14 protein-coding genes are annotated in these 15,790 nt (G+C 63.9%); 2 read left to right on the forward strand and 12 right to left on the reverse strand.

Annotated features, from left to right (window positions below):
• Window positions 1-5: 5 nt before the first annotated feature.
• Window positions 6-434, reverse strand: coding sequence for an Lrp/AsnC family transcriptional regulator (locus EN949_RS00080; protein ID WP_013528746.1), 429 nt, complete (start codon window positions 432-434; stop codon window positions 6-8).
• A gap of 115 nt (window positions 435-549) precedes the next feature.
• Here EN949_RS00080 and EN949_RS00085 point away from each other — a divergent pair, with 115 nt between their 5' ends.
• The gene (locus tag EN949_RS00085; RefSeq protein WP_127365716.1) at window positions 550-1,653 is read left to right on the forward strand and encodes a saccharopine dehydrogenase family protein; all 1,104 of its coding nucleotides are present in this window, start codon (window positions 550-552) and stop codon (window positions 1,651-1,653) included.
• 40 nt (window positions 1,654-1,693) lie between these two features.
• On the opposite strand, the gene EN949_RS00090 is transcribed toward EN949_RS00085, so the two are convergent.
• The 5 genes from EN949_RS00090 to EN949_RS00110 form a co-directional block, all read right to left on the reverse strand.
• Window positions 1,694-2,569, reverse strand: coding sequence for a glycosyltransferase (locus EN949_RS00090; RefSeq protein ID WP_127365715.1), 876 nt, complete (start codon window positions 2,567-2,569; stop codon window positions 1,694-1,696).
• 173 nt (window positions 2,570-2,742) lie between these two features.
• Window positions 2,743-4,140 carry a dihydrolipoyl dehydrogenase gene (lpdA, locus tag EN949_RS00095; RefSeq protein WP_127371131.1) on the reverse strand — a complete coding sequence of 466 codons (1,398 nt, stop codon included), beginning with the start codon at window positions 4,138-4,140 and terminating at the stop codon, window positions 2,743-2,745.
• 201 nt (window positions 4,141-4,341) lie between these two features.
• Entirely contained in the window at window positions 4,342-5,658 is a 1,317-nt protein-coding gene (locus EN949_RS00100; RefSeq protein ID WP_127366388.1) for a dihydrolipoamide acetyltransferase family protein, read from the reverse strand.
• A 1-nt stretch (window position 5,659) separates the two neighbouring features.
• Entirely contained in the window at window positions 5,660-6,673 is a 1,014-nt protein-coding gene (locus EN949_RS00105) for an alpha-ketoacid dehydrogenase subunit beta (protein ID WP_013528742.1), read from the reverse strand.
• 4 nt (window positions 6,674-6,677) lie between these two features.
• The gene (locus EN949_RS00110) at window positions 6,678-7,910 is read right to left on the reverse strand and encodes a 3-methyl-2-oxobutanoate dehydrogenase (2-methylpropanoyl-transferring) subunit alpha (protein WP_063173413.1); all 1,233 of its coding nucleotides are present in this window, start codon (window positions 7,908-7,910) and stop codon (window positions 6,678-6,680) included.
• A gap of 408 nt (window positions 7,911-8,318) precedes the next feature.
• On the opposite strand from EN949_RS00110, the gene holA reads away from it, so the two are divergent.
• Entirely contained in the window at window positions 8,319-9,362 is a 1,044-nt protein-coding gene (gene holA, locus EN949_RS00120) for a DNA polymerase III subunit delta (RefSeq protein WP_127366386.1), read from the forward strand.
• Window positions 9,363-9,407: 45 nt separating this feature from the next.
• Here holA and EN949_RS00125 read toward each other — a convergent pair whose 3' ends face one another.
• From EN949_RS00125 to mnmG, 6 genes are all read right to left on the reverse strand, one after another.
• Window positions 9,408-10,196 (reverse strand): DUF2182 domain-containing protein, encoded by a 789-nt coding sequence (locus EN949_RS00125; RefSeq protein WP_027162841.1) that lies wholly within the window; start codon window positions 10,194-10,196, stop codon window positions 9,408-9,410.
• A gap of 33 nt (window positions 10,197-10,229) precedes the next feature.
• Window positions 10,230-10,856, reverse strand: a complete 627-nt coding sequence (locus tag EN949_RS00130; protein WP_127366385.1) for a DUF1326 domain-containing protein — start codon at window positions 10,854-10,856, stop codon at window positions 10,230-10,232.
• A gap of 513 nt (window positions 10,857-11,369) precedes the next feature.
• Window positions 11,370-12,260, reverse strand: a complete 891-nt coding sequence (locus EN949_RS00135) for a ParB/RepB/Spo0J family partition protein (RefSeq protein ID WP_013528737.1) — start codon at window positions 12,258-12,260, stop codon at window positions 11,370-11,372.
• Window positions 12,261-12,323: 63 nt separating this feature from the next.
• Entirely contained in the window at window positions 12,324-13,124 is an 801-nt protein-coding gene (locus tag EN949_RS00140; protein ID WP_013528736.1) for a ParA family protein, read from the reverse strand.
• 52 nt (window positions 13,125-13,176) lie between these two features.
• On the reverse strand, window positions 13,177-13,809 hold the full coding sequence (rsmG, locus tag EN949_RS00145) for a 16S rRNA (guanine(527)-N(7))-methyltransferase RsmG (protein ID WP_063169597.1): 633 nt from the start codon (window positions 13,807-13,809) through the stop codon (window positions 13,177-13,179).
• A complete protein-coding gene (gene mnmG / locus EN949_RS00150) occupies window positions 13,806-15,686 on the reverse strand; it encodes a tRNA uridine-5-carboxymethylaminomethyl(34) synthesis enzyme MnmG (protein ID WP_127371615.1) in 1,881 nt (626 codons plus the stop codon). The genes rsmG and mnmG overlap by 4 nt, the downstream gene beginning before the upstream one ends.
• Window positions 15,687-15,790 lie beyond the last annotated feature (104 nt).

Genomic DNA, 15,790 nt, shown 5'->3' on the forward strand with positions numbered 1-15,790 from the left:
TCCCCTCACCTATCTATCCGCGTCGACAGGATGATCGACGACAGCGTCCGCTCGACTCCATCCATGGCGCCGATCTGGTCGAGCAGCATGTCGAGGTCGCGGATCGATGGGGCGTCGACGATGACGATCATGTCGAAATTGCCGCTGACCGAATGCAGCGTCCTGACCGTCGCCAAACCGCGCAGGCCGCGCACCACCTTGTCGGCAAGCTTGGGCGTCACGGTGAGCAGCACATGCGCCCGCACCAGCCCCTGCTCATAATCCGGCGCCAGCCGCACGCCGTAGCCTGATATGATGCCGCGCTGCTCCAGCCGTTCGATCCGGCTCTGCACGGTTGTCCGCGAGACGCCAAGCCGCCGCGCCAGCTCGGCGGTCGAGGCGCGCGCATTCTCGCGCAGCAGCGAAAGCAGGGTCTGTTCGGCATCGCTGAGCATTTCGACGATTCTTCTCGGCGGACTGACCAATCAATGGGTTCGTTTCGTACAGAACCACGCTTCCTTTCGACGGGCAAGCTGCGAATCTGTGCTCACAACCAGTGAGGGATTTGTCATGAAGAAAATTGTCGTTGTCGGCGCCGGCAAGATCGGCTCGACCATTGCCGAGATGCTCGCCGCCACGGGAGATTATCAGGTCACGCTCGTCGACCGCTCGGCAGCACAGCTCACTGCTGCCGAAGTCCCGGCCACGGTTGCGACGCTGGAGCTCGACATCGAAGCGTCCGGCACGCTTGAAGCCGCACTCGCCGGCAAATTCGCGGTGCTCAGCGCCGCTCCCTTCCATCTGACCACCCGCATCGCCGAGGCGGCCGCCAGTGCCGGCGTGCACTATCTCGACCTGACCGAGGACGTCGTCTCGACCCGCCGCGTCAAGGAACTGGCGCGTTCGGGCAGAAGCGCCTTCATTCCGCAATGCGGCCTGGCGCCGGGCTTCATCTCGATCGTCGCCAACGATCTCGCCAGCCGGTTCGATTCGCTGGAGAGCGTGCGCATGCGCGTCGGCGCTTTGCCGCAATATCCCTCCAATGCGCTGAACTACAATCTGACCTGGAGCACCGACGGCGTCATCAACGAATATTGCGAGCCCTGCGAGGCGATCGTCGAGGGCGAGCTGGTCGAGGTGCCGCCACTGGAGGAGCGCGAGGAGTTCTCGCTCGACGGCGTCACCTACGAGGCATTCAACACCTCCGGCGGGCTCGGCACGCTGGCCGAGACGCTGAAGGGCAAGGTGCGCACGCTCAACTACCGCACCATCCGCTACCCCGGCCACGCCGCGATCATGAAGGCGCTGCTCAACGACCTCGGCCTGCGCCATCGCCGCGACGTGCTGAAGGACATTTTTGAAAGCGCCCTGCCGGCGACATTGCAGGACGTCGTCATCGTCTTCGTCACCGTCTCCGGCCGCAAGAACGGCCGCCTGCTGCAGGAGACCTACGCCAACAAGGTCTATTCCCAGCGTATCGGCCAGGTGGTGCGCAGCGCCATCCAGATCACCACGGCGTCCGGCATCTGCGCCGTGCTCGACATGCTGGCCGACGGCAGCCTGCCGGCGACCGGCTTCATCAAGCAGGAAGACATCGCGCTGGACGCGTTTCTAGCCAACCGTTTTGGCCGCGCCTATGCCCAGCACGAAATGGTGAGTCGGCTGGCGGGGTGAAGCGCATAATCTCCCGCTTGAGGGGGAGATTAGCATCGAGCTATTTCCGCAAGACCATCGGCCGCCCAAGCAGAAACCGGACAAAATTGCCGGCGTTGCGCGAGGCCTTGGCCGAAGTCTGCGGCATCTGCTTTTGCGTAGTCTCTTTTCGAGCCGGCGCGCGCGCATTTGTCTCGGCACCGGGCCGGCCCACGGTGAAAGCCGGCTCGGCGACCGGCTTGCCGCGCAAGACATTGGCTGCATTGTTGTCATGAATGACGATGCACCATTGAGCCTCCTTCGAGGCCGCCCCGACAGTGTTGAAACGCGTCGCCATCTTCGTGTGCTCGTCGCAATAGACCCCGTTCATGGACGGTGATCGCTTCTCGACCAGAGTGCCGAAGGCCGACGTTGGATATTCGTGCTGCGTGTAGTGGTTGGTTGCCGCATCGAAATTCTGGCCGTGCGGAAAGGCGATATAGAGCGGTTGCTGGTTCACCTCGCCCTTGGCGATTTCCCGGCGCGCGTAGAAATCGACACGCTCCATGAAGGTCGGCGCCAGCGCGTCATCGCTGTCGAGCCGAGTCAGCGAAACAAATTCGGCATCCGTGTCGCTTTGGACAAACGCATTGAAGGCGACATTGCAGTTCTCGCCGGCCTTGATGAGAACCGGCCTGACATCAATCCCGGCCGCGCAGGCGCAGACGATCCGGATGTAGTTCTCATGTGTTTCGGAATCGAACGCAATCAGGACCGTAAAGTCCTTCTGCGACTGGCGCTCGAGCGACGGCGCGCAATAGGTGTCGAACAGCGCCAGCCGCTCGACCAGCCACACCGGGTCGAGATTGGCTCTGCCGTGTCCATTCCATTGGCTCGGCATGAAGCCGGTGGCGGTGTTGTAGCGAATCGCCACGTATTTCTTCAGGTCGGTGCTCATGGGAGGAGACTAGAGCATGATCCCGAAGGGTGGAATCCGGTTCTCGGAAAACATGGTACGCGGCACTTTCCCGCCAATCGCTTTGGTCGCGCCTAGATGAGCGGCTGGCGAGTTGATCGATGGGCTGGCGAGGGAAGGAAGAGAGCTGGCTCGAACAGGTTCGCCCCTTTCCTCTAAATATGCAGCGCGTGTCCCAGCGCCTTCAGCGCCGCTTCCTGGAACCCTTCGCCCTGCGTCGGATGGGCATGGATGGTGCCGGCGATGTCCTCCAGCCGCGCGCCCATCTCCAGCGCCAGCCCAAACGCCGCCGCCAGTTCCGACACACCCTGCCCGACCGCCTGGATGCCGAGCACCAGATGGTTGTCGGCGCGGGCCAAGACGCGGACAAAGCCGTCCTCGCCCAGCTTCGTCATCGCCCGGCCGTTGGCCGCGAACGGGAACATGCCGATCTTGATCTCGCCGCCGAGCGCCTTGGCTTCTTCCGGCGAAAGACCAGCGGTCACCAGTTCGGGATCGGTGAAGCAAACGGCGGGTATCGAACGCTTGTCCCAGCTGCGTTTGTGGCCGGCAACGATCTCGGCGACCATCTCGCCCTGCGCCATCGCCCGGTGCGCCAGCATCGGCTCGCCGGTGACGTCGCCAATGGCGAAGATGCCGCGCATCGAGGTACGGCACTGGTCGTCGATGCGGATGAATTTGCCGGCCATGTCGAGGTCGATCTGCTCGAGCCCCCAGCCCTCGGTCACCGGCTTGCGCCCGACCGTGACCAGGATTTTTTCGGCGGCGACCTTGGCGCTTTTGCCGTCCGCCGTCTCGACCAGCAACGCGTCACCCTTGGTTGAAAGCCCCTTGGCCTTGGCGCCCAGCATCACCTCGACGCCGAGCGCGGTGAGCCGCTTGACCACCGGCCGGGTCAGCTCCGCATCATACTGCGCCAGCACGCGCGGCAAGGCCTCGATCACGGTCACCTCAGCGCCCATCTTGGCAAATGCCATGCCGAGTTCCAGCCCAATATAGCCGCCACCGACGACCGCGAGCTTTTTCGGCACTTCGCTGAGCGCCAGTGCCTCGGTTGACGAAATCACCGACCCGCCAAACGGCAAGAACGGCAACTCGACCGGCGCCGAGCCGGTGGCGATCACGATGGTTTCAGCACGGATCACTTGGCTACCCGTCTCGGTCTCGACCGCGACCGTCTTGCCGTCGCGAAAGCTCGCCCAGCCATGCACGGTTTTCACGCCTGCCTTCTTGAGCAGGCCGGCGACGCCACTGTTGAGCCGGCTGACGATGCCGTCCTTCCAGGCGACGGTCCGGGCAAGATCGAGCGTCGGCGCGGTGACCGAAATGCCGAGCGGGCTCTTGCCGCCCGCCATGTGCGACACCTTCTCGAACTCCTCCGCCGCATGGATCAGCGCCTTGGACGGGATGCAGCCGACATTGAGGCAGGTGCCGCCCGGCTTGCCGGCCTCGACGATCACCGTATCGACGCCGAGCTGTCCGGCCCGAATAGCGCAGACATAGCCGCCCGGCCCGGCGCCGATGACGAGCAGCTTGCAGGAGATTTCTTTCATGATGGCACGCTCTTTCTGGTGGCGAAGGCCCCCTCATCCGGCCGCTTCGCGGCCACCTTCTCCCCGGTGGGGAGAAGAGGCGAGCACAGACGCCGGCGACCTCCTCTCCCCTCGGGGAGAGGTCGGATTGCCCCGAATTGCCCTTCGCAATTCGGTTTTGGCAATCCGGGTGAGGGGGCCCTTGCGACCGTTCTCATCCCCTCAATCCACGAAAATCAGCGCCGGCGTTTCCAGCAGCGTCTTGATCCGCTGGATGAACACCGCCGCATCCCACCCATCGATCACCCGATGGTCGAAGCTCGACGACAGGTTCATCATCTTGCGCGGCATGAACTGGGTGCCATCCCACACCGGCCGCACCATCATCTTGTTGACGCCGACGATCGCCACTTCCGGATGGTTGATGACCGGCGTCGTCGCCACGCCGCCCATGGCGCCGAGCGAGGTGATGGTGATGGTCGAGCCGGACAGCTCGTCGCGTGTTGCCGTGCCGGACTTGGCCGCCTCGGCCAGCCTGATGACCTCGGCGCCGCAATCCCAGATGTCGCGCGCCTCGGCGTGCCTGACCACCGGAACCACCAGCCCCGCCGGCGTCTGTGCGGCGATGCCGATATGGATGCCGCCATGCTGATGGACGATGCCGGCCTCGTCGTCGAACAGGGAATTGAGATTGGGCTGGTCCGCGATCGCCTTGACCATCGCCCGCATCAGGAACGGCAGCAGCGTCAGTTTCGGCCGCTCCACGCCAGGACGCTTCTCCTTGTTGAGCGCCGCGCGCAATTCCTCCAGTGCGGTGACGTCGATCTCCTCGACATAGGTGATGTGCGGAATGCGCGATTTGGACAGCGACATCTTCTCGGCGATCTTGCGCCGCAAGCCGACCACCTTGATATCCTGCACAGCATCGTTGCGGGCGAGGCCGGATGCCTTTGCGACCTGCGGCCCGCGCGCCAGGAACGCTTCGATGTCCTCATGGCCGATGCGACCGGCCGGACCGGATCCGGCAACCTGCCTGAGATCGATGCCGGCTTCTTTTGCCCGCAGACGAACGGCCGGCGACGCCAGCGGTCTTTCGCCTTGAAGCCGCGGCGCGCCGGGGACGGAAGGCTGCGCCGTGCTTTTCTGTGAGGCTGCCGGTTTCGCCTTGGGCTCGTCGCTCTTTGGTGATGCCTTCACGACCGGCGCAGCAGCCTCGGGCTTCGGCGTCGGAAGTTTTGCGGGAGGCTCAGCGGACACCGCTTCCGCTTCGGCGCCTTGCGGCTTGGCGTTGCCCTCGCCCGCCACCTTCAGCCGCACGATGGGCGAGCCGATGGCCACCGTGTCGCCGATCTCGGCGCCCAGCCACAGGATCTCGCCATCGACCGGCGACGGGATTTCAACCGTCGCCTTGTCGGTCATGACGGCGGCGAGCACAGTGTCCTCGCGGACGATATCGCCGACCTTGACGTGCCATTCGACCAGCTCGGCCTCGGCGACGCCTTCGCCGACATCGGGCAGCTTGATGATGTGTTCGCCCATCTCAGGCTCCCATGGTTTCAAGCAAGGCACGGCCAACGCGGGCGGGACCGGGAAAATAATCCCACTCCTGCGCATGCGGATAGGGCGTGTCCCAGCCGGCAACGCGAGCAACCGGCGCTTCGAGGTGATAGAAACAGTTTTCCTGCACCAGCGCCGACAGCTCGGCGCCGAAGCCCGAGGTCAGCGTCGCCTCATGCACGATGACGCAGCGCCCGGTCTTTTTCACCGAGGCGACGATCGTATCGAGATCGAGCGGCAGCAGGGTCCTGAGGTCGATGATCTCGGCATCGATGCCTGTTTCTTCGACAGCCGCCTGCGCGACATAGACCATGGTGCCGTAGGCGAGCACGGTGAGGGCCGAGCCTGCCCTGCGGATCGCCGCCTTGCCGAGCGGCACCGTGTAGTGGCCGTCGGCCACCTCGCCCAGCTCATGCTTCGACCAGGGTGTCACCGGCCGGTCGTGATGACCATCGAACGGACCGTTGTAGAGCCGCTTCGGCTCGAGGAAGATCACCGGATCCGGATCCTCGATCGCCGCGATCAAAAGCCCCTTGGCGTCGTGCGGGTTGGACGGTACCACCGTCTTCAGCCCCGACACATGGGTGAACAGCGCCTCAGGGCTCTGGCTGTGCGTCTGGCCGCCAAAAATGCCGCCGCCGGTCGGCATGCGCACCACGATCGGGCAGGTGAAATCGCCGTTGGAGCGGTAGCGCAGCCTGGCTGCTTCCTGGGTCAGCTGGTCGTAGGCCGGGTACATGTAGTCGGCAAACTGAATTTCCACGCACGGCTTCAACCCGTAGGCGGCCATGCCGATGGCCGAGCCGACAATGCCGGATTCGTTGATCGGCGCATCGAAGCAGCGGCTCTTGCCGTATTTGGCCTGCAAGCCCTGCGTGCAGCGGAAGACGCCACCGAAGAAGCCGACGTCCTCGCCGAACACGACGACTTTCTCGTCGCGCCCCATCGACACATCCATGGCATCGCGAATGGCTTCGATCATGGTCCGTCTCGGCATGGCTTCAGACTCCCGCCTGTTGGCGCTGGCGTCTGAGATGCGGCGGCATCTCGGCGTAGAGCCCTTCGAACATGTCGCGCGTCGACGGCTTGCCGCCGGCATGCAGCGTGCCGTGGCCTTCGGCTTCCTTCTGCGCCGCGATAACCGTGTCGAGGATTTCCGCCTCGGCCTGCGCGTGACGCTCGTCCGACCAGACACCGAGCGCGATGAGATGGTTCTTCAGCCGCACGATCGGGTCGCCGAGCGGCCAGGCGTCGGATTCTGTCTTCGGCCGGTAGGCGGACGGGTCGTCCGAGCTCGAATGTGCGCCGGCACGGTAGGTGACATATTCGACCAGCGTCGGCCCGAGATTGCTGCGCGCCCGCTCCGCCGCCCATTTGGCCACGGCGTGGACGGCGAGATAGTCGTTGCCGTCGACGCGCAGCGACGGGATGCCGAAGCCGAGGCCCCTCGCCGCGAACGTGCCCGAGCCGCCGCGCGCGATGCCTTGAAAGGTCGAGATTGCCCACTGGTTGTTGACGACATTGAGCACGACCGGCGCCTTGTAGGTGGAGGCGAACACCAGCGCCGAGTGGAAATCGGACTCGGCCGTCGAGCCGTCGCCGATCCACGCGGCTGCGATGCGCGAATCGTTCGATATCGCCGAGGCCATCGCCCAGCCGACCGCCTGGATGTACTGCGTCGCCAGATTGCCGGAGATCGAGAAGAAGCCGTGCTCCTTCGACGAATACATGACCGGCAATTGCCGGCCCTTCAGCGGGTCGGCTTCGTTGGAATAGATCTGGTTCATCATCGTGACCATCGGGTAGCCATCGGCAATCAGCAGCCCGGCCTGGCGATAGGTCGGAAAGTTCATGTCGCCCGGCGCCAGTGCCTTGCGGAAGGCGCAAGCCACAGCCTCTTCGCCCAGATGCTGCATGTAGAACGAGGTCTTGCCCTGCCGCTGCGCCATCTGCATGCGCGCATCGAAGGTCCGCAGCGTCATCATGTGGCGCAGGCCGGTGAGAAGTTCGTCGCTGGACAGCAGGCCGGCCCACGGGCCGACGGCCTCGCCAGTGCGGTTCAGCACGCGGATGATCGAGAAGGCATGATCGCGGATGCTGCGCGGATCGACATCGATGTCAGGACGCGGCACCGAGCCGGCCTTGGGGATCGGCACGTTGGAAAAGTCAGGCGTTCCGCCCGGCCGCACTTCCGGCTCCGGAACGTGGAAACGCAACATCCCAGCATCGGCCATGACCTTTGTCCTCCAATGTTGCCCGGAACAGATATTTGCATATCTGCGCCGCCAGTGCGAATTCGTCGGGTAGCCTGCGGACGTCGGTCCCGGCCGCGCCGGCCGATCCAGCCTCCCGCACCCAAGATGAAGATATGTCCGCGAAATTTCTTGTCGATGTTGGGCGGTGGCGCGCAATTAGAGAGAAGGTTGGGCGAGGTTTGCCGGCAGATAAGGTGATTGGTCGACGAACTCGCTCCCTTCCTCTCCCCCCTCCGGAGGGAGAGGAAGGGAGCCAAGGCTGGCCAACTCGCGCCCTTCCTCTCCCCCGTCGATCGGGGGAGAGGTGTCGAGCGAAGCTCGACGGAGTGGGGGTCGACGGTTCGCCCAAGCTGGATGCCGCCCCCACATCATGCTAACCAGCCCGCCATGTCACAGAAGAAAGCATATGAGGTCGATGGCTGGCTCGCGAAGCCGGACCAGCGGATCTCCATTGTCCTGCTTTACGGCCCCGATCGCGGCCTTGTCTCCGAGCGAGCAAAGGCCTTTGCCGGCAAGACCGGCCTGCCGCTCGACGATCCCTTCTCGGTGGTCAGGCTGGAAGGTTCGGAGGTCGACCGCGACGAGGGCCGGCTGCTCGACGAGGCCCGCACCGTGCCGATGTTTTCCGACCGGCGCCTGCTGTGGGTGCGCAATGCCAGCGGCCAGAAGGCATTGGCCGACGACGTCAAGGCGCTGACGGCCGAACCCGCGCGCGATGCGATCATTCTCATCGAGGCCGGCGACCTCAAGAAGGGTGTCGGCCTGCGCGCCATCGTCGAGGCGGCCGACAATGCCATGGCCCTGCCTTGCTATGCCGATGAAGCCCGCGACATCGACACCGTCATCGACGGCGAACTGGGCAGGGCCGGCATGTCGATGACCATGGAGGCGAGACAGGCGCTGCGCCGCAATCTCGGCGGCGACCGGCTGGCCTCGCGCGGTGAGATCGAGAAGCTTGTGCTCTACGCCCATGGCCAGACCGAGATCGGCCTGGAGGAGGTCAAAGCGATGTCAGGTGATGTCTCCGGCGCGTCTTTCGACGACGCGGTCGACGCGCTTCTCGAAGGCAAGATCGGCGACTTCGACACCGCCTTCACCCGCCATTGCCAGTCCGGCGGCCAGCCTTTCCTGGTGCTGTCCTCGGCAATGCGGCAGTTGCAGCAGATCCAGATCATGCGCGGCCAGATGGAGTCCGGCAACCGCAACGCCGCCTCGGTCGTTGCCGCCGCCCGCCCGCCGGTGTTTTTCTCCAGGCGCAAGCTGGTGGAGAAAGCGCTGGAACGCTGGAGCACCGAAGCGCTCGGCCGCGCACTGACCCGGCTGCAGACGGCGGTGCTGCAGACCAGGCGGCGGCCGGATCTTTCCGTCGCGCTGGCAAGACAGGCGCTGCTTGGCATTGCGGTGGAGAGCAGCAGGTTGGCGCAGCGGTAGGAGAGCGATCCTCCTCTTCTCGGCGCCGAGCGCTGCCTCCATCGGTCAATTCATTGTCATGGCGCCCACCTGCTGGAAGGTTGGCAGCGCCTGTGGAAAGACCAGCACCGCCGCGCCGTAAAGAAGCAGAGCGATACCCGACACCTTTGCGATCCCACCTCCGGACGGGAGGGTCTTTTCCGCAAAGATCAGCAAGGTGACCACGGCCATTGCGGCGACGTTCATGATCCCGAGAGGAAAGAGGGCGAGAAACAAAAGCCAGCAGCAGCCCAGGCAAAAAAGTCCATGCTCCAGGCCCATGCGAACCGCACCCCAATAACCATCGCGCCATGAGGTCAGGATGAAGCCAATCGGCGTGCGGCATTTGGCCAGACACAGATCTTTCAGTGGGGAGAGTTGATAGGCGCCCCCAATCATCAGCAGCGCGCCGCCGATACGCGCGGCCGTCGCAGCGGACAATCCCACATGCCCGGCAAGCATCTCCGCACCCGCCGCACCGGCAAAGGCGATAACGCCCATCACGCCCCAAACCAGCATATACCCGGCCACGAACACCCAGCTCGAGACAAAGGTCTCGCCCCGGCTCTGTTTGCCGGCCTGGACCTTGTGAAACGTCAGGATCATGGACGCGGCCGTCGGAAACATCATGGCAATCATCATGATCATCCAGATGGCAAGAAACAGCGGCGCCTTCATACCCATGGTGAGTGCGTACATTTCCATGCGCATGTCCGCGTCCATGCCCATCTGCTGCCAGACAAGCAGGGTCCACGCCGCCGCAGCGATAGCGATCAGCAGCGCGAGAATGATGTATCGCTGCAACGTCGGGGCCATGGACGAGGTCGTTCCGTGCTACGCTGCCAACGGCTACTGCTGCCCAGACCAATTGATCGGGGCGTAATGTCCGTTTCGGCGGGAATTGTCCCAGCTCATGCCATGATCGCTGAATGTACTGCCTTCCGCCCCCATCGCCAGGGCGAGCCAATCGGGATTGACAGGATGGCCGGTGGCCGCCCACATCTGCCCGTCCTCGCGCATTGTCGGCAGCGGCTCGACCGCCATCTGCATGACGCCCGCAATCTCCGCCGACCGCTTCTTGCCGTCTATCCGGTAGCTTATCGGCACCTTCTTGGCGCCAAGATTCGTGCCAATCATCGGTGCCAGCACCGCCATAGGGCCGCCCGCAGCGCCGGTGAAGATGGCACCTAGCGCCTCTGTTTGCCTGTCATCGGCCCGTTCGTCGATATAGGCGGCGGCCGTCCAATTGCCGTTTGCCATAGGACCCGGCGTGTGAGCGACCATCGCGACACTGAGCCCATCCAATCGAACGTCGCCGTAGTTGCCCGTATCAATGTGAAAGACCAAACCGACGTCGCAAACACCTTTCGTCGGCTTCGATGTCAGCTGCGCGTTGGTGGACAGCAGACAAGGACATACGACATCGCAGCTACAATTTTCGAAGTAACTTCCGGACAATTGCCAACGGACTGCCATTTGCACCTCCCACTTGCGTCAGGCGCGTCGGCATATCGCATTGGCGGGGCAGTGCCATTTCACGATTGTTGTAGGAACGGCAAATAGCCCCCGCCTCGACTGACCGGCACGCTAGGGCACATAATTTAAGCCATATCTAATATAGGTTACGCCGTTGCCTGGCACTGTCAAGCCGCGAGCGGCAGGGCTGGCGGCAGGCGCTGCTTGGGATCGCGGTTGAGAGCGCGAGGCTGGGGAGCGAGCCTGATCTCCCCCTCGAGGGGGAGATGTCGCCGAAGGCGACAGAGGGGGCCGCCGCGCGTGGGGCGCTGACCTCTTCTTCGTTCCCGCAGGGGCCCGGCGCTTGATGTGGGGCGACCCCCTCTGGCCTGCCGGCCATCCCCCCTCAAGGAGGGAGATTCGCGGCGTCACCGATTTCGCCAATCACGAGCGCCCCAAAAGGAAAAGGCCGGCCAAACGGCCAGCCCCTTTCCACATGCGCAATCTCCGGTCTCAATATACTTCGCCGGCTAACTAACGCTCCTGCTTCAGCCTTCTGCACAGCTCATCAAGCTGCTCCAGCGACCGGTATGAAACCCGCAAAGTGCCGCCCTTGCCCTTGTGATCCACTGACACAATCATGCCGATCGTATCGGTCAACAGCTTTTCCAGCGCCAGCGTATCGGCGTCCTTTTGCTCCGGACTTGGCGCCGGCTTGGCTTCCTTGGTGCTGCTGGTGCCGGCCGGTATCTGGGCCAGCGCTTCGGCCTGGCGCACCGAAAGGCCCTCTTCGACGATACGCTTGGCAAGGCCGGCCGGATCTTCCGCCGTCACCAGCGTGCGGGCATGGCCCGCCGACAGCGCGCCGTCGACCAGCATGTCGCGGATCACATCCGGCAGCTTCAGGAGCCTGAGCGTGTTGGCGACATGGCTGCGGCTTTTGCCGATCACCTGGCCGAGATCGGCCTGGGTGTAGCCGTGCTCATCGATCAGCTGCTGATAGCCAAGCGCTTCCTCGACCGCATTGAGGTCGGTGCGCTGGACGTTTTCGATGATCGCCAGCTCGAGCGCGGTGCGGTCGTTGACCTCGCGGATGATGACCGGGATCTCGGACAGCCCGGCGCGCTGCGCCGCGCGCCAGCGCCGCTCGCCGGCGATGATCTCGTAACGGCCGGCCTGTGCCGGCGAAGGACGCGCCACCACCGGCTGGACGACGCCGTGTTCGCGGATCGACTGGGCAAGGTCGGTCAGCTCGGCGTCGCCGAAATGCCGCCGCGGATTCTTCGGATTGGGGGTCAGGAACTCGATCGGCACCTTGCCGTCGGCGCTCATGCCTGGTTTTTCAGGCGCAGCTGGGCGATCGATCTCGCCGATCAGCGCCGCCAGCCCACGCCCCAGTCTCTTTCTCGAAAGGTCTTCGCTCATCTTTATTCCAGGTTCCGGATCGTTTCGGTATCGAATCGGCTCTTTAAATTGCAGGGAGTCTAATCAAGCGGCGCGTAACTTGCGCTCGCGGCGGATCACTTCCGACGCCAGTTGCAGATAGGCCTGACTGCCCGAGCATTTCAGATCGTAAAGGATCGCCGGCTTGCCGTAGGACGGCGCCTCGGACACCCGCACATTGCGCGGGATGACGGTCTCGTAGACCTTGTCGCCCATATGCGCCCGCACATCCTGCACCACCTGGTTGGCGAGATTGTTGCGGCCGTCATACATGGTCAGCACGATGCCCTGGATGGTGAGATCCGGATTGATCGAGCGGCGCACCTGCTCGACCGTCTCCAGCAACTGGCTGAGACCTTCGAGCGCGAAGAACTCGCATTGCAGCGGCACAAGAACAGAATCGGCCGCAGCCATTGAATTCAAGGTCAAAAGGTTGAGCGATGGCGGGCAATCGATCAGCACATAGCCAAAGGGTGCGCCGCGCTCGGTCGCGGCGCGCAGCGCATTACGCAACTTGAGCACCCGGTCGGGCGCGGAGGCGATCTCCATTTCAATGCCGAGCAGGTCGAGCGTCGACGGCACGATCGACAGGCCGGGCACCGCCGTCGGGATGGCCGCGGCCTCCAGCTCCAACTCGCCGGTCAACACGTCATAGGAGGACACCGTCCGATCCTTGCGGTCGATGCCGAGGCCGGTGCTGGCATTTCCCTGCGGATCGAGATCGACGATCAGCACCTTTTCGCCGATCGCGGCCAGCGCGGTCGCCAGATTGATGGCGGTGGTTGTCTTGCCGACGCCGCCTTTCTGGTTGGCTACGGTGATGATTCGGGGGCCATTCTTCATCATGGGTTTATGCCAGAAATTCATTTTGGGCGCCAAATCGCCTGTCAGTGACGGATCAGACAGGTCGCAGGTTGGACAATTCCAGGATGACGCCGCCAGCGTCGGTCACACTGGGATGTTCTACCAGATCGAAGGACCATCGGTGAACGCTTTCTTGCACTTCGGTGCGGTAATCCCGGCCTTTGTGGAACAGGCCGCGCGCGCCTGAAATCAGCCAGGGCGCCGACAGGTCCAGCAACGTCGAAAGCGGAGCCAGCGCCCGCGCCGTGACGATCTGCGGCGTCGAAACAAGCGCATGACTGTCGTCGATGCGGCGCGCCACCACCCGCGCCGGCAGGCTGAACTGCCCAATGACGGTCTGCAGGAAGGATGCTTTTTTGCGATTGCTTTCAACCAGATCGATGCTGGCGCCGTCGCGCTCGGCCAGCAGGAAAGCCATGACAAGGCCCGGAAATCCGCCGCCTGAGCCGATATCCACCCAGCGTGTGGCTTGGGGCTCTATGCGCGCGAGCTGCGCGCTGTCCAATATATGACGCTGCCAGACGTCGCCCGAGGTCGATTGCGCCACCAGATTGATGCTGCGATTCCACTTCTGGAACATCTGCTCGAACGCCACCAGCCGATCGAATGTTTCACGTGAAACCGGGCCTGCCGTGTCCTGCAGGCTCGCTAGGGTCATAGAACTCACGCAACATCCTTTTGCAGGCGCTGGGCGCTCTCCGCGTGACGGACATGCGCGACAATGATCGCCAGCGCCGCCGGCGTCATGCCTTCCATGCGCTGGGCATCGGCGATGGAGCGCGGCCGCCGCGCCTGCATCTTCTGCTTCAACTCGTTCGACAGACCCGGCACTCCGGCGAAATCGACCGTCTCGGGGATCAGCCGGCTCTCTTCATGCCGGATCTGCGCCACATCCGTCTTCTGGCGATCGAGATAGACTGAATATTTCGCCTCTGTTTCGAGGCGCTCCGCCGTCTTGCCGTCGATCGCCGCGAATCGCGAATCGATACGACCCAGCCAGGCCACGTCGACGTCGGGATAGGACAGCAATTCATAACCGGACCGGCGCACGCCGTCCCGGTTGATTTCCAGCCCATGACGCGCCGCCTCGTTGGGCGTCATTGTGAGCAACTTCGCCAGCTCCCGCGCTTCATCAAGATTCTGCATGACATCCCCGTAGCGTCGCATTCGCTGCGCCGAGGCGATGCCAAGCTTCGCAGCCACGGGCGTCAGCCGCTCATCGGCATTGTCGGCGCGTAGCGACAGCCGGAACTCGGCCCGCGACGTGAACATCCGGTAGGGCTCCGCAATGCCCCGGCTGGTCAAATCATCGACCATGACGCCGATATAGGCCTCGGTGCGGCTGAGCACGATCTGCTCGCTGCCCGCCGCCCGCCGCGCCGCATTGAGGCCGGCAAGCAAGCCTTGCCCGGCCGCTTCTTCATAGCCGGTCGTGCCGTTGATTTGCCCGGCGAGGAACAGGCCACTGACGCGCTTCGTCTCCAGCGTCTGATGCAGCTCGCGCGGATCGACATGATCATATTCGATGGCATAGCCGGGCTGCAGCATGACGGCTCGCTCCAGCCCCGGAATGGTTTTCAAGATGTCGAGCTGCACATCCTCGGGCAGCGAGGTCGAAATGCCATTGGGATAGACGGTGTCGTCGTCCAGGCCTTCCGGCTCCAGAAAAATCTGGTGCCCGTCCCTGTCCCCGAACTTGACGATCTTGTCCTCGATCGACGGGCAATAGCGCGGCCCAACGCCTTCGATCGATCCGGAATACATGGCCGAGCGACCGAGATTGGCGCGTATCAACTCATGCGTCGCGGTCGTCGTCCGCGTAATGCCGCAATCGATCTGCGGCGTGGTGATACGGTCGGTCATCAGCGAGAACGGCACCGGATCCGCATCCGCCGCCTGGCTTTCCAGCGACGCCCAGTCGATGGTCCGGCCATCGAGCCGCGGCGGCGTCCCGGTCTTCAGCCGTCCAAGCTTGAAGCCGGCGCGGTCCATCGTTGCCGACAGGCCGAGGCTCGCCTGCTCGTTCATGCGGCCGGCGACGATCTTCTTCTCGCCGATATGGATAAGCCCGCGCAGAAAAGTCCCGGTCGTCAGGACGACCGCGCCACAGGCCAGGCGCCGCCCATCAGCCAGGAGAACAGCCCTGATCTGCACATCGGCGATTTCGAAGTCCAGAACCTCGCCTTCGACCACGTCGAGATCGTTCTGCTGCCGAATCGCTTCCTGCATGGCAAGGCGATAGAGCTTTCTGTCGGCCTGTGTACGCGGGCCGCGCACCGCGGGGCCTTTGCGGCGGTTGAGCAGGCGGAACTGTATGCCGGCCGCATCCGCCACGCGGCCCATGAGGCCGTCCATGGCATCGATCTCGCGCACCAGATGGCCCTTGCCGAGCCCGCCGATCGCCGGGTTGCACGACATCACGCCGATCGTGTCGAAACGCAGCGTCACCAAGGCGGTCCTGGCACCGGCGCGCGCGGCAGCGCTGGCCGCCTCGCAACCGGCGTGGCCGCCGCCCACCACAACCACATCATAACGATTGGTCATTTCCAAACGTCCTGGACTCAGAAGAATGAGGGACACATGTCCCTGCGGAGCGACGCTGTCAAGAAAACTCCGCGACAAGTTTCACGTGAAACAGCCGCGCCGCT

It is taken from the genome of Mesorhizobium sp. M7A.F.Ca.US.007.01.2.1, from assembly GCF_003998165.1.
Classification (GTDB): domain Bacteria; phylum Pseudomonadota; class Alphaproteobacteria; order Rhizobiales; family Rhizobiaceae; genus Mesorhizobium; species Mesorhizobium ciceri.